The 19330-nt window shown below is 45.6% G+C and carries 14 protein-coding genes; 5 read left to right on the top strand and 9 right to left on the bottom strand.

Annotated elements, in window-relative coordinates:
* Positions 1-2 precede the first annotated feature (2 nt).
* Complete coding sequence (locus STSP1_RS04745) at positions 3-416, top strand: hypothetical protein (protein WP_085755252.1); 414 nt, start codon at positions 3-5, stop codon at positions 414-416.
* Positions 417-418: 2 nt separating this feature from the next.
* On the opposite strand, the gene STSP1_RS04740 is transcribed toward STSP1_RS04745, so the two are convergent.
* From STSP1_RS04740 to pstC, 7 genes are all read right to left on the bottom strand, one after another.
* On the bottom strand, positions 419-1798 hold the full coding sequence (locus tag STSP1_RS04740; RefSeq protein WP_085755251.1) for a sugar transferase: 1380 nt from the start codon (positions 1796-1798) through the stop codon (positions 419-421).
* A 209-nt stretch (positions 1799-2007) separates the two neighbouring features.
* Complete coding sequence (locus STSP1_RS04735) at positions 2008-4053, bottom strand: SLC5 family protein (protein ID WP_123806987.1); 2046 nt, start codon at positions 4051-4053, stop codon at positions 2008-2010.
* Positions 4054-4463: 410 nt separating this feature from the next.
* The gene (gene phoU / locus STSP1_RS04730; RefSeq protein ID WP_085755249.1) at positions 4464-5132 is read right to left on the bottom strand and encodes a phosphate signaling complex protein PhoU; all 669 of its coding nucleotides are present in this window, start codon (positions 5130-5132) and stop codon (positions 4464-4466) included.
* A gap of 53 nt (positions 5133-5185) precedes the next feature.
* Entirely contained in the window at positions 5186-5533 is a 348-nt protein-coding gene (locus STSP1_RS04725; protein ID WP_085755248.1) for a hypothetical protein, read from the bottom strand.
* Positions 5534-5604: 71 nt separating this feature from the next.
* On the bottom strand, positions 5605-6372 hold the full coding sequence (gene pstB, locus STSP1_RS04720) for a phosphate ABC transporter ATP-binding protein PstB (RefSeq protein WP_085755247.1): 768 nt from the start codon (positions 6370-6372) through the stop codon (positions 5605-5607).
* Positions 6373-6382: 10 nt separating this feature from the next.
* Positions 6383-8011 (bottom strand): phosphate ABC transporter permease PstA, encoded by a 1629-nt coding sequence (gene pstA, locus STSP1_RS04715; protein ID WP_085755246.1) that lies wholly within the window; start codon positions 8009-8011, stop codon positions 6383-6385.
* Positions 8011-8973, bottom strand: a complete 963-nt coding sequence (gene pstC, locus STSP1_RS04710; RefSeq protein WP_161491607.1) for a phosphate ABC transporter permease subunit PstC — start codon at positions 8971-8973, stop codon at positions 8011-8013. The genes pstA and pstC overlap by 1 nt, the downstream gene beginning before the upstream one ends.
* A 327-nt stretch (positions 8974-9300) precedes the next feature.
* On the opposite strand from pstC, the gene STSP1_RS04705 reads away from it, so the two are divergent.
* The gene (locus STSP1_RS04705; protein WP_085755244.1) at positions 9301-11295 is read left to right on the top strand and encodes a sialate O-acetylesterase; all 1995 of its coding nucleotides are present in this window, start codon (positions 9301-9303) and stop codon (positions 11293-11295) included.
* A 180-nt stretch (positions 11296-11475) separates the two neighbouring features.
* Here the strand turns inward: STSP1_RS04705 and STSP1_RS04700 are convergent, their stop codons facing one another.
* Complete coding sequence (locus STSP1_RS04700) at positions 11476-11946, bottom strand: superoxide dismutase [Ni] (RefSeq protein WP_085755243.1); 471 nt, start codon at positions 11944-11946, stop codon at positions 11476-11478.
* A 780-nt stretch (positions 11947-12726) separates the two neighbouring features.
* Here STSP1_RS04700 and STSP1_RS04695 point away from each other — a divergent pair.
* The 3 genes from STSP1_RS04695 to STSP1_RS04685 all read left to right on the top strand — a co-directional run bounded on the left by STSP1_RS04695 (position 12727) and on the right by STSP1_RS04685 (position 18323).
* Positions 12727-15978, top strand: coding sequence for an ABC transporter substrate binding protein (locus STSP1_RS04695; protein ID WP_085755242.1), 3252 nt, complete (start codon positions 12727-12729; stop codon positions 15976-15978).
* An 82-nt stretch (positions 15979-16060) separates the two neighbouring features.
* Positions 16061-16951 (top strand): PEP-CTERM sorting domain-containing protein, encoded by an 891-nt coding sequence (locus tag STSP1_RS04690; protein ID WP_123807051.1) that lies wholly within the window; start codon positions 16061-16063, stop codon positions 16949-16951.
* A gap of 391 nt (positions 16952-17342) precedes the next feature.
* Positions 17343-18323, top strand: coding sequence for an IS110 family RNA-guided transposase (locus tag STSP1_RS04685; RefSeq protein ID WP_085755240.1), 981 nt, complete (start codon positions 17343-17345; stop codon positions 18321-18323).
* A gap of 737 nt (positions 18324-19060) precedes the next feature.
* On the opposite strand, the gene STSP1_RS12390 is transcribed toward STSP1_RS04685, so the two are convergent.
* Complete coding sequence (locus STSP1_RS12390) at positions 19061-19285, bottom strand: hypothetical protein (RefSeq protein WP_123806986.1); 225 nt, start codon at positions 19283-19285, stop codon at positions 19061-19063.
* Between the last annotated feature and the right edge of the window lie 45 nt (positions 19286-19330).

Below are 19330 nucleotides of genomic sequence, written 5' to 3'. Positions count from 1 at the left end.
TTATGAGAAGCGTTTTTATAACAGCAGCCCTTGGGGCATTTGTTGGATTGGCCGGCTGCGGCTCGTTTGATAGCTTTAAGCTGTTTTCAGGCGGCCGGCTTTATGAGGAAGGCGTACATCTAAACAGCAGCGGCTACGATGAACTCAAAGAAAACGGGGTGTATATTGAGGATTTCAATGCCGGCAGCGGCGGAGAAAAAGCAGCTTTTTATATTACCTTTGCTAATAAGAGCGAGGTAAGGCAGATGTTCTACTGCAGGCCTGTATGGAAAAGCTCTTTCTCAAAAGAGGGCGGGGCATTCCCGCATACTTGGACGCCGGTTGAAGTAGAAGCGGGCGATAAAACAGATCTCAAGATTATGCCGCCGGAAGAAAACATCAAAGACTTTACCCTCGAAATAAAAATGGAGGAATAACCCTACCTGCTGCCCTTCATTATCGATGGGATCGTTTTGATTATTATCTGTATATCAAACAGAAGCGAGAGATGTCGAATATAATAGAGGTCGTATTCGAGCTTACGCCTTGAATCCTCCACGCTCGCACCGTATCTATAGCATATCTGCGCCCAGCCTGTGAGTCCTGGCGGAACCATATGCCTTCTTTCATAATAAGGAATTTGCTTAGTTAATTCATTAACAAATTGCGGAACTTCGGGTCTAGGGCCTACAATCGACATATTCCCCTTTACTACATTCCACAACTGCGGCAACTCATCTATTCTAGTTTTCCGAAGGAAGGCACCTACTTTTGTTATCCTTGAATCATTTTTACTTGCCCATTTAGCTCCAGTTGATTCTGCATCGTTTCGCATAGTTCTGAATTTATACACAGTAAATTCTTTGCCATATAACCCGACTCTTTTCTGTTTGAAAATAGGATGACCTTTACTGTCAAAAATAATAATTAAACAAATTAAAGGCCAGAAAGGCAGGGATAAGAGCAAGACAACACTTGCAACTATGAAATCGAATATCCTCTTGGCTGAGAATATTGCCGTGTTTCCGGGCAGTGAACGGTGGGAGGCCATCCAGTGCAGGTTGGCGTAGTTTAGTGAAATCTCACGGAAGTAATTCTCAACAAAAGCCCCTTTGCTCAAAATATCTATCCCATGCAGAGGCAAGTCCATCAGAACTTTTTCCGTTTTCTTTGGCAGGTCTTTTATTTCGCAAAGAACCACCATCTCCACACCTCTGTCTTTGAGCTGTTTTATAACATCTTCTTTTGAATTATCCTGCAGGTTTATAATCCCATCGTCCTTCAGTTCGCCGGAATAACGCGAATCGCACAAAACAGCTTCTACATTGAAGTTGGTAGCATCTTTCAGTCTTTCCTGAAGAGCTGCTGCGTTAGGGCCGCTTGGATAAAGAGCTATATTAACGGCCTTCACCATCATAAATTCCATGGCTAAAAGGCGGGGCAGGAATATCGAAACAAAAGTGAAAACAAGTATTGTAGCGGTTACGGTCCTGGCAAATTGATAGTAGCAAAGGCTGCCGAGAAACTGCAAACACAGGAATGAAAGGCCCGTTCCGATTGCGGTGGCGAAGAAAAGCTCCATCCGGGAATATGAAAAATCCTTACCCGGCACACTAACACCGCAAAGCCTTATTAAAACTGTAGTAAGCACGGCATAAACTATTGATATTGAAACTTTCAGGCCTACAAAGGTTAGCGTTTTAACGGGAGTTATTGTCATTGCAAGGAAGAGCGAAAAAAAACAGGCCAAAAGATCCCAGAAAATCCACCTGTGCCCGTTTCTTGAATCAAAGATACTTGATACTATTTGAGGCGGCATAAACAATCTCTGCAAATAATATTAATAATTTCTATAAAACAGTACTTCAGAATAAAACATATATCTGTAAGTGATTCTATAAACCATTGCAAATTTTTCAACTTATTTGTTTCTCGTGGTTGTTTTTTGGTGTTATAGTTTTGTTCTGCAAAAAAAAAGGCCCTTCCATTTTGTTGGAAGAGCCTTTTATCTGGTTTAGATGTAATTTGTTATCTGATGAGCCCGATTGGACTGAACAGGAAGTAAAGCAGCAGAACTACGACAATAACCGCAACACCTGCGAGCCTTGCACCTGTATGCACATCCAGCTCAATTGTGGTATTCTTTTTGATCTGAACAGGCTCTTTCAGAGGGGTAGCAATTCTCATTATTGTCAGAGCTACAAGGCAAAGCCCGAGGCAGATTGCCATTCTGTTGAGGAAGTTCAGCTCAGGTACCCAAAGCATAAGACCGATATAAACAACGGCATTTAGCACAAGCCCTACAAGTCCGGCATATCTCGGGGCCTTCTTAGAGATAAGCCCGAATGCAAATACTGCCAGCACGCCCGGGCTGAGGATCCCCTGTCCTTCCTGAATCACAGTAAAGATACTGCTGAATTTCGGGTTGCCAAGCTGAGGAGCGAGGAATATCGCAATCGCAGAGAATACAAAAACACTCACTCTTCCAAGCTTTAGGATGCCGTCCTGAGATATCTCCGGATTGAGGTATTTCTTGAAAATATCCATAGAGAAGATCGTAGAAGCGGCGTTCAGAAGAGCTGCAAGCGAGCTCACAACAGCACCAAGCAGTGCAGCGAGCACAAATCCAGTAAGCCCTGTATTCTGCGGGAGAACCCCTCCGAGGAGCTGGGCAAGCGCGGTGTCATACTTGTATGCGAGGAAAAACTTCTTCTCGGCCTTATCGCCTACAGAAGCGTTGTATTTTTTCAGCTCTCTGCTGAGTGTGGGGAAGGCGCTTTTAACAGAGGAATCGTGGCATATAAACTTAACATTTTCATTTGCCTCTATCCCCTGATATTCCTGCTGCGTTATAGGATATACATAGGCGTGGTCAACGTAGGTCTCGTTGATAGCTTCTTCATTCTCGAAAACAGCTAGCATAACCTGATCTTCTTTCGGCCAGGATTTAATCTCCTCTTTTGTGGGGGATTTATCCACTACGATAGCCTCGGTATCAGAATTTGTTTTGTAGTACTGGGCAAAAACGGGGGTGTTTCCGTCTATCGCTTCAACCTGCATATTGCCCGCAAACAGGTTAAACGCCATAATACCCGGCACAACAATCACAAACGGTACAACCACCTTCATAGCTGCCGCAAACACAATTCCCTTTTGCCCTTCTGCCAGCGAGGCAGACCCGAGCGTTCTCTGTGTAATGTACTGGTTAAGCCCCCAGTAGTAGAAGTTGGGAATCCAAAGCCCGATTATAAGAGCTGTCCACGGAAGTGTCATATCGCTAGCAGGCAGGAACATATTCATACGTTCCTTATTGAGAGACCAGAAACGTTCAAGAGCGGATTTGTCCGCACTGAAGGTCTCTTCGACAACCTTTCCTGATGTAGCATCTACAACCTTTGTAAGCTCATCAGCGTTGCCCATTTTGTCCATAGCGAAGAAAAGAATAATAGCTCCGCCGAGAATCAGAGCAGATCCCTGAAGCAGATCCGCCCACGCGCAGGCCTTCAGCCCGCCCGAGGCCACATAAAACATTGCAATAAGGCCTATGGCCACAGAGCCCTTAAACAGGCTTATGTCCATGCCCATATTGCCGCCCAGAGACTTGATCGTCAAGGCTCCAGAATAAGTTACAGCACCAAGCAGAAGGCAGTATATAGCAAGTGTTGCAAGAGCCATTACAAAACGAGCCCCTTGGTTGTAACGATGTTCGAGGAATTCCGGCATAGTGTATATACCAGCCCGAAGGAAGAAGGGCAGCAAAAAGAATGCTACAATTACAAGTACAATAGCTGCCATCCATTCATAGCTCGCTATCGCCAGTCCAATATGGCTGGCGGCGTTGCCGCTCATACCAACGAACTGCTCGGTAGAAATGTTTGCAGCGATCAGCGAGAAACCGATCAGCCACCATTTCAAACCTCTGCCGGCGAGGAAGAAGTCTTCGCCGCCTTTTTCACCGCGGCTCTTAAGCGTACCTATCAGCAGCACCGCAGCTATAAATCCGAAAAACACAATGTAATCTAATACTGAAAATGTCATAACAACCTCGATCATTAAAATTACACGAACACGCACAGCACCTCTGCTTAGTGCGCAACACTTTTTCCGAGTAGTGTTAGGCTAATATTTAATATGAACTGTTTAATTAGTCAAGTTTATTGTTACCCCTGAAAGAATTTTAATCTGAACTTTTTTGCATTTTAAATGCAAAAAAACTCACGAAACCTCAGCACTCATCTCTGGCCGCACTGCTGAAGAATTCTGCGGGAAGAATGGGCAGAAGCCATATCTAAAAAGCGATATAGCCAGCTGAATTTGCCGCTTTATGGCAGATTACGCCATCTACGAAGGATATTTATGAATTGAAGGGGCGAACCTTTGTTTCCTGCGTTAATCGGCCTTTTGATAGAACCATTGCGGGCTCTTATTAACGCGAGGCTGCTGAAGCAGGCTTTGTTTTCGGCGGAAAAAATTATGCCTTTCGGCTACTCATCTTCCTGGCCTGTTGTATGGCGGACTATCTTGCCTTCTATCATATAAATAACGTCTTCTGAGATGTTGGCGGCATGGTCTGCAATCCTCTCAAGGCTTTTTGGGATATTCAGAAGCTGCATATAATTTTCAAAATCGTTGTCGATTTCTGTGATGCCTTTACGGATTTGTTCGGAGATTTCGATATTGAGCCTGTCAATTTCATCATCCATTCCGCGAACCTGCTCTGCGAGTCCTTGGTCCATCTCAACGAGTGCATCAAGGCTCTTTTGCAGCATAAGCTGCACCTTCTGAGCCATATCGACATAATCCGGTTCAACGCTTACCTGAAAATTTTCAGCAATGCATGGAACCCGCTCGGCGATTTTAACAGCAAGATCGCCAATTCTCTCAAGGTCGTTGTTTATCTTCAGAACTGAGACAATGAATCTCAGGTCTATCGCTACGGGCTGATGAAGGGCGAGGACCTTCAAACATTCCTCTTCAACATCAACCTCCATCTCATCGATCATTATATCTTTTCTGATCACCATCTTTGCAAGCTTCAAATCCCTGTTTTTCATTGCGATAGTAGCCTGCTGAACGGCTTCTTCTACCAGAGACCCGAGCTTCAAAACCTTGGTTTTCAATTTTTCAATTTCTCTTTTCAGATGTAAAGACATCTTGCTCTCCTATGCTGCCTGCTGAATCGGTGAAACTGACGTTTCAGCGAAAATTAAAATACCCTGCTGTCGTTGGATATGTAAATAAGCACTTCACGCGAGCCGTCTGTGAGGTTGATCTGGCCTTTTTCCCCCATCGAAAGCTGAGAGGATTTGTAGTCGAAGTCTTTATCCAGCACGTTTACTATCTCAATCCTGCTCCACGGGATTATGCGGTATTCCACCTTGCCTACCTGAATATCCCGCACGGTATTTACATTTTTCCCGAAATGAAAAGTCCTGCATTTAAGCAGAACATAAGTGCTGTTAATCTCCGAGGGCCTTCCGACGAATATATGATTTTTGGCTTCAGGGTAGCTTTTTACCGAACGTACTTTCCATACGCATTCTTTGGCATTCATTTTCAAATCCTTTTACCTAAATACTGAACTTCCCAATCTATTATAATCTTAAATAAGCCGATATTCAATCATTATCCAAACCGGCCTGTGATATAATCCTCAGTTGATTTTTCCCTCGGGTTAGTAAAGATCTTGTTGGTGTCGTCGTATTCAATCAAATCTCCCATGCAGAAAAATGCCGTAAGCTGGCTTACCCTCGCCGCCTGCTGCATACTGTGGGTAACGATAATTATAGAGTAGTAGTCTTTGAGCTCTTCTACAAGGTCTTCTATTTTCCCCGTTGCAATCGGGTCTAAAGCCGAGCACGGCTCATCCATAAGAATCACCTTCGGCTTGTTTGCGATCGTTCTGGCAATACAAAGCCTCTGCTGCTGGCCTCCGGAGAGAGCAAGCGCACTTTTGGCCAGATCGTCTTTAACCTCACCCCATAAAGCTGCCTGCTTAAGTGATGTTTCAACTATCTCATCAAGGCTGCTTTTTTTCTGCACGCCTTTCAGTCTCGGCCCGTATGCGATATTGTCGTATATGCTCTTGGCAAACGGGTTTGGCGTTTGGAAAACCATCCCAACCTGCCTTCTGAGGTTCACAAGGTTAATCTTGTTGTCGTAGATATCCTGCCCGTTTACTGTAAGCTCGCCCTTTGTAGAGCAGTTCGGTATAAGGTCGTTCATACGGTTGATGCTTCGCAGGAATGTGCTTTTCCCGCAGCCGCTGGGGCCGATTATCGCTGTTACTCTCCTTGGATATATATCGAGAGTAATATCCTTCACTCCTGCGTGGCTTCCGTAGTAGAAGTAGAAGTTTTTCGCCCGTATTATGCTTTCCTTTTGATTTGCCATATATAACCTGCTAATTTTGTCCTTTAAGCTTGGCGCTCATTCTTGAACGAATGCATATTGCTATGATGTTTAGTATCAGCACAAGCAGGATAAGCGTTGCCACCATACCGTACTGTTTGTGGGGTACCTGCATTGCGAGCCTGTCTCCAACGGCGATGTCGTAGCTGCCGTATGATAGTGTTCTTGTCGGTGAGAAAATGCTGTCTGGTATAGGCCCCAGAGCCACTGCTCCTGTGAAAAGAATTGGGGCTGTTTCGCCTGCGGCCCTTGATAAGCTCAGAATGATCCCAGTGAGTATTCCCGGCATCGCTGCGGGCATGGTAACGAAGATAAAGGTAGAAAAGTTGCCCGCTCCAAGAGCCAGCGAGGCCTCTTTATAAGTTCTGGGCACTGCCCTTATAGCCTCTTCGCTCGATCTGATTATTACAGGAAGCACAAGCACAGCGAGTGTCATTGAGGCTGTCAAAACGCAGGCCTGAGGCTGCTTGCCGAATGCTGGAAGAAGAAACATCACGAAAAAAGCCATCCCGAAAAGACCAAACACGATGCTCGGAACGCCTGCAAGGGTGTTGATAAAGCCCCTGATGATTTTTACAATCATATTCTCGCCCGCACATTCTACAAGATATGCCGCTGCTGTAATTCCAAGCGGGATAGCCATAGCCATTGCAAGAAGCGTGAGCATTAGAGTACCGATTATCTCCGGCCCAACGCCCCCGAAATAATGTCCGGGAGTGCTGTCGTCTATGAAATACTGCCAGTAGAAGGTGGTTCTCGGTTTGAGGATTTCTCTGGCCTTCTGCGGAAGTATATCAAAGAAGGCCTCAAATCCTGTGCCTTTGAATGTCTTTCTCCGCTCCACTTTCTTCTTCGCAAGTGCGGCTGTGCCTTCCTGTTCCACCCATTCGGTCTTGTGCATTATCTCATTGATTACTCTCTGAGCCATATCCCAGCGTGTAGCCCCGTACTGCTCCATAATGAGGGCGGGTTTTTCTTCGCCCGGAGCAGGCCCGAAGAGCTCTTTCATAAGCTCCTTAATACGCACAAGATCTTCTTTATACTTATCTCTCTTGGAGAAGTCTATTTTTTTGCTTGTTTCTCTAAACTGCTCGGCAAGCGTAAAGATTTTTTGAAACTCAGTGTCCTTGAAGTCTTTATTCGTCTGCTCCGCAAAAACTTTCTCTAAAAAGCTGTTTACCTTCTCTTCGTCTTCGCTCTCAATCGCATCAAGCAGATAATCCCGAACTTCCCTTGCCTTTCTTCTCTTGCCGCTGTATTCGTCATAAGGCAGATCCATACTCCTGAGATTTCTGCTGTATTCACGGTATATATCTCTGGCTTTATCGTACATCTCGGAGGTATCAATCCCCACATTGAAATCTTCGATCATATCATGGAGATTCTGCCTTTCTTTCCGGCCCTGCTCTACCTCAGCAAGCACATCTTCTTTGCTGCCCCTTGAATGCTCTTCAAGCTGAAGCCTTCGGAATTCGCTTGTGCCTTGGAATACCACTGCCGTGAAGCCTTTGGCAAGCATAGGCCCTAAAACAATAATCAAAGCAGCCACAAGCAGCACTATAGAGAAGTGCGCAGAAAACGTGAAGAGCTTATCTTTGATATGTCTTAGCTTTTCTCTCATCAGCGTTTACCTCCCATAGTTCTCTTGAAGCTTGAGGTGAAAATTTCGCTGAGAAGATTGAGCAGCATAGTGAATATAAGCAGAAGAACTCCGAGTGCAAACAGTGCGAATCTGTGCTCTGAGCCTTCCGGCGTTTCGCCCATTTCCCCTGCGATTGTTGCAGTCATCGTTCGAACGCTCGAGGATACGTCCCACCACGGACTCGGGAACTGATTGGCATTCCCCGAAGCCATCCATACTACCATTGTCTCGCCGACAGCCCTCATCACTCCCAGAATAAATGCAGCGATGATACCGCTGTGCGCTGCCGGGAGAACCACCTTCATCATAGTTTCAGCTCTGGTTGCCCCGAGCCCGTACGAGGCTTCCCTGATATCCCTGCCTATAGAAGAAAGGGCGTCTTCTGCAACGCTGATTATCGTGGGCAGAGCCATAACAGCCAGTATGATTCCCGCATTGAGGGCGTTTGTGCCTGTAGAGAAACCGAAATGATCCTGCAGCCAAGGGGCCAGCACAAGAACTGCAAAGAAGCCGTAGGCAACTGAGGGGATTGCAGCAAGAATTTCAATAACAGGTTTTACTATCTGGCGGAGCCGGAACGGCGCCATATCGCTTAGAAAAACTGCGCTCAAAAGCCCGATAGGTGAGGCTATAAGCATTGCAATCAGCGTTACGTAGAACGAGCCGGTAACAATAGCAAGAGCGCCGAACTCCGCATCTTCGGCCTGCGGATACCACTGATCGCTTGAAAGGAATTCTGTCCACTTCCCGCTGGCAATGAAAGGCCAAGCCTGTTTCATTACGAAAAACAGGATTAGAAGAACAGCGATCACAGAAAAAGCCGTGATGCAGAAAAGAACGGCTCTGCCTATATGCCTTCCGGCATAGCCTGCGATGTCCTGCCCGGGCGTGAGAAGCAGGGGCAGGTCGAATTCATTTTTGTTTTTCTTTTTATTCTGCACGTTTATCCCAAAAGAATCATAAAAGAAGCAGGATTATGACTTAAAAGCTCTCTTACACGCTCTGAAAAGAATCACTGTATTTAATGCCGGGCATTTTCCTGCTTGTATTATTTTTCGAAAGCTATTTTATGCAAAAGATACATATATAAAATTAAATTTTACTAAGAAAATATTAAAATAAAGTGAGCGAAAAATTAGTATAATGTTAGCAAAAGTATTAGAGGAGTTGTAATTTTCAGTAAGCCCGCTGATTTTTAACTTTCCTTTTGTGCTGAGGATTATTATATTATCAAAAGAACTGAAATTAATTAAAATTCGGAGGCTTTTATGAAGACAGGCAAAATTTTTGTATTATTTTTCTTTATTTGTGTTTCCGCAGCGTTCTCCGATATCTGGCTGCCTGCGGTGTTTTCAGATGGTATGATTCTCCAGCGCGGCAAGGAGAATGTTATTTGGGGAACTTGTGATAAAGCCAGTGAGGTTGAATTCAGCTCCAGCTGGATTTCCGGAAAGATGGTAAAAAAAGCTGACCGGCAGGGCAGATGGGAGTTCAGATTTCTCCCGCCGCAGGCCGGTGAGGGCTATTCATTAACAATCAAAACTCCCAGCGATAAAAGGGCTGTCAATAATGTCTCCTGCGGCGAGGTTTGGGTGTGCTCGGGGCAGTCCAATATGGACACAAGCTCCAACAGCTATCCCGATAAATACAACCTCGCCAAAAAGATCGACCTTCCGAGGGTGAAGATGTTCCATATCCCGCACCGAGCCTCCCGAACGGCTCAGGAAGACGTGGAAGCTGAATGGTTCAAGGCGGTATCTTCTGATCCCAGAACAGCTAATTTCAGCGCAGCCGGCTATTTCTTCGGCAAAAAACTTTACGAACAGCTCAACGTTCCGATAGGACTTATACACTCCGCATGGGGCGGTTCACGCATAGAGCCTTGGACTCCGCTTTGCGGATACGAAGGAATAGACAGGCTGTCAATGCTCGAAAAGTTCATAAAAGAAGGTACGCCCGGAACTGCTGAATATAAAGAAAGAATGCAGAATTACCTCGCCAAACGTAAAACTTGGCTGAGAAGCGCTGAAGAAACGCTCGCAGAAGGCGGGTTCGTTTCGCCCGGGCCGGTGTTCCCCGAGATGCCGGATGTTGGGCATAAAGGCGAGATTGGAACCTACAACGCAATGATTCACCCAATAGAAGGGCTTGCGATAAAAGGCTTTATCTGGTATCAGGGCGAGGCAAACCGCAGAGACGGAATGCTTTATGCTTGGAAAAAGAAGGCCCTTGTAGAAGGCTGGCGGGAGGTCTGGGATGATTATACCCTCCCTTTCTATTACGTTCAGATTGCTCCATTCAAATACGGCAGCGAAGATCCTTCAATGCTTCCTCGCCTGCAGGCGGGGCAGGAATACGCTCAGGAAATCACGGATAACACTGCAATGGTGATTGTCAACGATTTTACAACGATAAACGATATACATCCCCCTCAGAAAAGACCTGTAGGCCAGAGGCTCGCAGGCCTCGCTCTCCGCAGAGACTACGGCTTTGAAGAAGTGCAGCCTTACAGCCCGAGCTATGAGTCAATGGAAGTAGAGAACGGCAAGGCCGTTTTAAGCTTTACCCATACCTACGGCAAACTGAAATCCCGCAACGGCAAACCGCTTACTCACTTCGAGATGGCCGGCAAAGACGGACATTTCCATAAGGCAGAGGCGGTTATAGATGGTGATGAGGTGATCGTATCCTGCGGAAAAGTCTCAAAGCCCGAGGCGGTACGCTTTGCATGGCATAAAACTGCCGAGCCCAATCTCGAGAACGCTGCGGGACTGCCTGCAGGGCCGTTTACCACTAATCTCGAAGAGCTTATCCCGCCTGAGGGCGTTAATCTCGCCCCTCACGGAAGCTGGAAATGCTCAGATCCAAACCCATGGGGCTGGAACTCCGGCCTTACAGACGGAAGCTGGCGGGGCAAAAGGGGGGAATGTATGGCATCGGGTAAATCAGAAAATTTCCCCAAGCACATTTTGCTTGACCTTGAAGATGTTTGCCAAGTGGACAAAATTATTTTCGGCGCGCCGGATTTCGGTTCAACGAAAGATGTGGATGTTTATGCCGGCAAATCAAAGAGCAGTCTTCGTAAGCTCTCCTCTGAAACATTCAGCTTTAAGCAGGCCGGCAGAAGAACAATACAAGCGGGCGGAGAAGAAATCCGCTTCGTTAAGCTCGTTTTTACGGATAACTACAAGAAGAAAGCAGGATACGACGAGAATTTTATTTTCGTAAGTGAACTGGAAGTTTGGGGCACGCCCGCTGAGTAAATTTGTGTCCTGATTTACAGTGTGTAATCTTGCAGCTTTATATTTGCCTCGTGCGTTGATAAGAAAGAGGCTCTCGAAAATGAGAGCCTCTTTTAGCCAAAAATATTCAGTTTCCGCCTCTTCATTACACAGCAGACAGAATAATCTTCTGAAGCTCGCTTTGAATCGGGGCTAAGTCTGTCAGTGCTCGTGTCCGCCGTAGGCGTGGCCGAATTCGTGAAGCAGCTCTCTTAAGTTTTCAATATGCTTGAAGTCTGTAGTCTGCTTGGTTTTCATCGTCTCAACCAGCATCTTGTGAAGCAGGGTAAGCTGGGTCTGGTATTTCTCAAAGGCCTTCTTGTCGCTCTCTTCAGCGGGCTTGATGCGCTGCGCCATATAGTAGTAGGTGATAATATCCGAGAGCTGCTGGGCGTGTTCTTCCTTGTTATTCACCCACCTTACAATCTGATTGTAGTCTTTTTCCTCTTCCTCAGAGAGCTCTTTAATCAGCCGCATTGATTTTTCGATTGTAGTGATATGCTCAGCCATCATTTTCATACGCATATCATCGTCGTAGATCCCGCAGGGAATCTGGCAGTGCGCACCTGCCGGAGAATAAAACATAAGCGCCGCCGCCAAAGCCGGAAGTACAAATAAAATCTTTTTTCTCATTTCATTACCCTTTCAATAACAATTATCTTTTTAAAAACTGTACACCCAGCCCTGACTGATTGTTCATTTTATCTATTCAAGCCGCCCGAACCTGTGCGGCAATATTTTTGACAGGATTTTTGAATATGATAGTCAGCCGCTAATCTGCGCTAATTTTTCACTAATGATTTTGCCACGAGCCACGAATCTATCCGCTTGTTTCGTCCGCCTCCGGCGGACTCCACGTGCGGCTCTGAATGTCGTTAGTATATCGCAGCGACTTCACAAAACGAGATATTTAAACCGAGCCACGCATGAAGACCCGCCGCAGGCGGAGAGCCTGTCCGCCGAAGGCGGAAAATAAGTGGACAGCAGTACGGAGAGAAAAGATATATATTAACCACAGAGGCACACAGAGGGGCACAGAGGGGAGATATTTTTTTAACCGCTAATCAACGCTAATTTTTCACTAATGATTTTGCCACTCGCCATCCGCCGCAGGCGGACTTGCAGCTCTGCCACAGGCTGCACGGATTTAATTTGATTTTTCTGAGTCAGCCTGCTGTTTTTTTTTGTAAAGCCTTCCCTCACTGAGCCCTCTCTGCGGGTCTTGTCCACGATGTCCTTCCTGATAAATCCTGAAAAAAACAAGCAAAAAACAAAGTTTTTTCAAATCTAACTTGAATTAAGTTAAATTACTTGTTAATATCGGAGCTATACTTGTTTCTATATAAAAGCACGAAGCGTTTTCTTGCGAGTCTTTGTTTTGTATTTCTGTCTAAGCGTGGGTACTGAAAATTTATGAAATACTGCAGTCAGGATAACAGTTGTTTCCCATTAGACTGCCGCAGATTGGTGGTTTTAATTGCAATTCTATGCTTCAGCACGTCCGCAATTTCAAATTCAGAAAATGCCGGCAGCTACCAAATCCCGAAATCCAACGTATTAATGCTCAATTCCTATCATAAGGGCAACCTCTGGGAAGACCGAATCACTGAGGCTGTGGAGGAGCAGTTCAGGGAATACCCGCAGATAAAGCTTCACATCGAATACCTTGATGCAAAAAGGCATCCGCTCCCAGAGACAGAGCAGGCCTTCATCGCTCTGTTCAGGGAAAAATTTAAGAGCAGAAAGCTCGATCTGGTTATAGCGGCAGACAATAATGCCCTCGAATTTACCGTCCGCCGCAGAAAAGAGCTCTTCCCGCAAACCCCAATCGTCTTCTGCGGCATCAATGACTACTCAGAAGATATGCTTGATAATCCCGACTGGTACACCGGCGTGGATGATATAAACGATCCTCTCGCTTCCATCGAGCTGATAAAGAAGCTCAATCCTAATCTTAAGAGCGTGGCAGTGGTAGGTGATGGGACAAAAACCGGCATTGGAGCTGTAAACAACGTTCATAAAGCCCTGAACGGGAAGGTTAGAGATGTCGAAATCAGATACCTTACCGGCCTTAATATGGATGAATTCACAAAAGAGCTCTCCGCTCTGAGCCCCGAAACAGATGCGGCTCTTCTCACTCTCGTAAACCGCACGCCGGACGGGGAATACTACACATACAAGGAATCTGCGGGGATTCTGGCAGAGGCCTCTCCTGCCCCGATCTTCTGCATGAACAAGGTGAATATCGGCTCGGGAGTTGTCGGCGGGAAGGTAGGCAGCGGCTCAGGCGAGGGGAAGCTGGCAGGCGAGCTGGCTTTGAAAGTGCTCTCGGGAAAAGCCCCTTCGGAGATTCCAGTGGTGCGGGAGAGCGAAGAAGTGATCTTGGACTACGCTGCCCTTGAGAGATTCGGGTTTGAAGATTCGCCCGCCTTAGAAAATTATCAGATCATAAACAAGCCTTACAACTGGGCTGAAAGGCACAAGGGCAAGATTATTCTTGTAATGGCTGTTATAGCTGCTCAGGCTCTGGTCATTTTAGTCCTGATTCTTAAGCTCCTTAAAAGGGAAAAGGCGAAAGTTGAAGAGGCAAAATACAATCAGCTCAAAACTGTTATGGACGGTTTGCCGGATATGGTAGCCCTGATAAAGCCTGATATGACAATCGAATACTGCAATAAAGCAGCGGCGAAAATAGTCGGCCGGAATGCCGAAGAAACAATCGGGAAGAAGTGCTTCAGCCTTCTCTGCAGGGATGAGCCCTGCGGCCAGTGCGCATTCCACGAAGCTGTGGAAAAAAAGAAACCTGTCTCGGCAGTGCGTTATATTGCCCCCTTGAACGTTTGGGTTTCAGAGGCAAGCGTACCAATTTTAAATAGTTCTGGAGAAATAGAAAAGATTCTCCAAAGGCTTGAGGATATAACCGAGCTCAAAGAATACGAAAAGCAGATTGAGCTGAACAATGAAAGATACCGTCAGCTCTCAATGCACAGCAAAACCTTTGCATGGGAGATTGATCCTGAAGGCCTTTACACTTTTGTAAGCGATATATCGAAAGAAGTTATCGGGTATGCACCGGAGGAATTGGTAGGTAAAAAGCATTTTTACGATCTCTGGCCGGAAGATGAAAAAGCAAGGCTTATGTCAAGTGCGTTTGAAATTATAAGAAAGAAGGAAAGCTTCCGGGATTTCCAAGATAAAACGATTACCAAAAACGGGCAGGAGATCTGGCTTTCAACCAGCGGGTTTCCCGTTCTTTCCGATTCCGGCGAGCTTTTGGGATACAGGGGCACTGACAAAGATATAACAGAGAGCATGAATTCCAGGCTCGCACTCAAGAATCAGGCCTATCTTCTCAGCGCTGCGGAGTCATCAACAGTTTTGCTGCTTGAAGAAAACGAGCTGGATAAGGCTGCTCCGAAAGCTCTGGAGTTAATCGGCAAGGCGGCCAATCAGGACAGAACATACATATTCGAATGCCATAAAGACAGCGAAACGGGAAAAATGCTAACAAGCCAGCGATATGAATGGACGAAAGCCGAAGTGGGCTCCCAGTTATCGAATCCGGATTTGCAGAACATACCTTTAGAAGAAAATATCCCCCGCTGGTATGAGAATTTAACGCAAGGCAGGATTATTGCCGGAAACGTTAAGGATTTCCCTGTAAATGAGCAGGAATTGCTTCGTCCTCAGAAAATTATTTCTCTGATTGTTGTGCCGATAAAGATTAAAAATGAATTTTGGGGGTTTGTTGGATTCGACAACTGCCGCTTTGAGCAGGAGTGGAGCGAGGCAGAGCGGTCAATACTTTCTTCGCTGGCAGGGTCTTTCGGGGCAGCGGTTAACAGAACGAAAATCGAGCAAAAGCTCAAGGACTCTTTGCGGCATTCCGAAAAGCTCAACGAAGTGCTGGGGCAGCAGGTGGAAAGTGCAAACCGGCTTACTATTGCCGCAGAAGCGGCGAATGTAGCTAAAGCCCGATTCCTCGCATCTATGAGCCACGAGCTGAGAACCCCTCTGAATGCAATTATCGGTATGGGGCAGGTAATCGATGACGACCAGCTCGACGAGAAAAAACGCGAGGGTGTGCAGCTTATTGTGAAATCAGGCCGGAAGCTCACTAACCTGATTAACGACATCCTGGAATACTCCAAGGCGGAGGCCAAGGGGCTGGAGGTTCAGGAAAATGAATTCAGCCTTCGGGAGTTTATGGGCGGAATATATGAGATGGCAGCGGAAAGAGCCTGGCAGAAGCAGATTTCTGCTGATATGTCGATTGATGAACAGCTCCCTGATAAGATGCTCGGAGATACTCAGCTGCTCAGGCAGGTGCTGGCGAACTTAACCGGCAATGCCGTGAAATTCACGCATGAGGGAGGGGTGAAAATCAAGGCCGCCCTTGAAGAGATAAACGGTCATCAGGCCAGAGTGAAATTTACTGTTGAGGATACGGGAATCGGAATACCGAAAGGCAGGCTTGAAGAGCTTTTCGATAAATTCACTCAGGCAGATGCGTCTGATTCAAGGAAATACGAAGGCACTGGCCTCGGCCTCGCCCTTTCCAAAGAGCTTGTTGAGCTCATGGGAGGACAAATCGAAGCTGAAAGCGAAGAGGGCAAGGGCTCGGTTTTCTGGTTTACTGTAAAGCTGAAAATCCCGCAGGAATAAACCTTGAGGGGCTAAGAACGGATTGAATTTCAAAAAAACATTTAATACAGAAATATTCAATTTAACTGAAAGGTTTTTAATTATGTATGGCAGATTGTTACCAGCAGTAATTCTTGCATTGCTAACAGCCGCAAGTGCGTGTTTTGCGGGCTATTCAGATACCGGCGGGGTATCACAAAGCATTGACGGGAGCAGCGGGCAGATCGACTGGGAGAACATCAATTCGAGTGGTTCAGTGTATATCGGCTATTATGGTTTTTCGGGCACTTCTTCTGCCACCATAGACAGCGGTTCCAGCGTTGATGTTGAAGGTTTATATATCGGCTACGACTCTGATAATGAAGGTACACTGACATTATCCGGCCAAGGTACAGAATGGAATTCCGGTTACAATGATGACGCAATAGGTGGGTTAGGGAAGGGTACGCTTAACGTTCTGGACGGAGCAGCTTATACGAGCCTAACCAGTACCATTATAGGAAATTCAAATCAGGGAACAGTGGTAGTTGACAATGCAACATTTGAAATTGATAGTTATCTTTATCTGAATAAATACAGCAGCGATGCTGATAACAGCTCTCTTACAGTAACCGGAGGCGGCACTGCCTCAGCTCAAGGATTGATAGATATTCGATACAATTCCGCCGCTCTCAATGTTGAAGATGGCAGCATGTATGCCAATGAGATATTTGTTAATTCTTCGGCAGTAATTAATATAAACATAGGCCTAAAAGGCTCACTTGAACTTGGCTCGGCTTCATCCACACAAACGATCTCCGATTTTCTTGCAAACGGCTTTACTGGCGGTGGCAGCTATGATCTGAAAATTTGGAATGACGGTTCGTATGCGGATTACTCAAGTCTTACAGAGAACGCAGATTACAAGGTTGAAGACGGCGTACTTTTCGTTCCCGAGCCTGCAACATTCAGCCTGCTCTTCTTAGGCGGAGCTGGCCTGATTAGAAGAAGATAATGAGCCAAATCTAATCCACAGAGCACAGGAGTGGTAAGTGGCTTTTAGCAAGCTGCAAGTCCGCCTGCGGCGGATTGCGAGTAGCAGAATCATTAGTGAAAAATCAGTGCTGATTAGTGGTAAAAAAAATATCTCCCCTCTGTGCCCCTTGTATGATTAACTTGTATGATTAACTTTATGTTATTTGATGCTATAATAAGCTTAAGTTCTATGGTTCGGGTTTCTTGGTGCGGCAGCTGCCGCACCAAGAAACAGCAGCGGTGAGTTCGATTTGTGCTTTGGGATATATAAGCCCGTACGGAGTGTGATCCGCCGCTGCTATCTTCGTTAAAATCCGAACAGTCGCATGGGACATTATATAATGAGCCCGAATTGCAAGAAAGGATAAATTATGAAAAACATTATTGGCATTGATGTTTCAAAAGATCGTTTTGATGTTTATTGTAAAACTACTAAAGAGTACACTTCTTACAGTAGTGATGCTTCAGACATTGATAAGTTGGCTGAATACTGCCAAAAACAAGAACCAGAACTTGTTGTTATGGAGGCAACTGGCGGCTATGAGTTTAAGATGGCTTCTGTGCTTATGGCCAAAGGATTACCTGTTTCAATTGTGAATCCAGGCAGGGTTAAAGAGTTTGCAAAATCTTTAGGTATCTTAGCCAAAACAGATAAGATTTGTGCCAGAAAAATATCTCTATTTGCAGAAGCCGTTAAACCAAGGCAGAATTCTCAAATTGACGAGCAAAGACGTGAAATAAAAGAACTTACAGTTCGAAGAGAGCAGCTCGTTAAGATGCGTACAGCAGAGAAAAACAGATTAGATAAGGCGTTTGAGAAGACAACTTTGAACAGTATTAAATCAACAATTGATTTTCTTGAAAGGCAAATTAATGACCTCGACAAGACTATCTCAGAGCTGATTGAAAAGGTGCCAAGGTTAAAGAAGAAAGCTGAAATACTTACCAGCATACCGGGTGTAGGCGAGAAAACTGCATCAATGCTTGTTGCAGCTATGCCCGAGCTGGGAACGCTTAATCGCAGGCAGATCGCCATGCTTGTAGGGGTTGCTCCAATCAATAGAGACAGCGGTAAAATGAGGGGCAAAAGAGCTACGGGAGGCGGCAGAAAAGGTGTCAGGGATAAACTTTTTATGCCGGCTTTAACAATCGTAAGGTTCAATCCGGCATTGAAATGTTTCTATGAAAGACTTGTTGAAAAGGGAAAACCCAAGAAGGTTGCCCTTACCGCAACGATGAGAAAACTTGTGTGTATCATGAATACAATGCTGCAAAACGAAACCTTTTGGCAAAATAAATTGTTAAGAGGAGAGGCGGGGTTTGGGGCAGAGCCCCAAGAAAAATCTATTTAAATACTTGACTTTTAACACAGTCACTCTGTGTGCCTCTGTGGTTAATATATATCTTTTCTCTCCGTACTGCTGTCCACTTATTTCGTCCCGCCTGCGGCGGGTCTTCATGCGTGGCTCGGTTTAAATATCTCGTTTTGTTAAGTTGCTGCGTATTACTAACGACAATCAGAGCCGTGCGTGGAGTCCGCCGGAAGCGGAGATAACGGAGAGGATGTTAATATATTATATTTAAAAAACCTCTGCGTAATCTGTGGATTATATGTATCCACAGTTGTGAAAGTGTTTTGATACTCTTCGAGTTTGGCTTTTGGTAGTGAGTAATCTTTCCCGCTCTTCAACACAAAAGCATATCCGGAAGGCTCGTCCACATTACTCTTTTAATAGTTCTTTTCTTTTACGTGGGAATTTCTCCCACACTTTTGTGTACGTTTTTCCCACACCCCTTGGAAGTTTTTCCCACAGTCAGACGCTGGGGGTGTAGGAGTTTCTCCCACATTGCTGTGTACGTTTTTCCCACACTGCCTTGGAAGTTTTTCCCACAGTCAGACGTTGGAAGTGTGGGAGTTTCTCCCGCACTGCTGTGAACGTTTTTTGATGCTCTTCGAGTTTGGCTTTTGGTAGTGAGTAATCTTTCCCTCCCTTCAGCACAAAAGCATATCCGGAAGGCTCGTCCACATTACTCTTTTCTTTTCTTATTCTTTTATGGTCTAATTTTTGAACCGGTTTCGGTCTAATTTTTAGACCACTGCCGGTGCAGTTTCTAGACCAGTCCGAAGTTTGAACCGGTCTATTTTTAGACCACTACTGGTGCAGTTTTTAGACCAGTCTGGTTTTTGAACCGGTCTCATTTTTAGACCACTGCCGGTACAGTTTTTAGACCAGTCTGGTTTTTGAACCGGTCTATTTTTTAGACCACTACCGGTACAGTTTTTAGACCAGTCTGGTTTTTGAACCGGTCTCATTTTTGTACCGGTTTTATATGTGTTAGATTTGCCTCTGCCCGTTCG

The sequence above is a fragment of the Sedimentisphaera salicampi genome (genome assembly GCF_002117005.1).
In the GTDB taxonomy this organism is placed as follows: Bacteria; Planctomycetota; Phycisphaerae; order Sedimentisphaerales; family Sedimentisphaeraceae; genus Sedimentisphaera; species Sedimentisphaera salicampi.
Note: the sequence above shows the minus strand (reverse complement) of the source record. Positions and strands in the feature narration are given on the sequence as shown.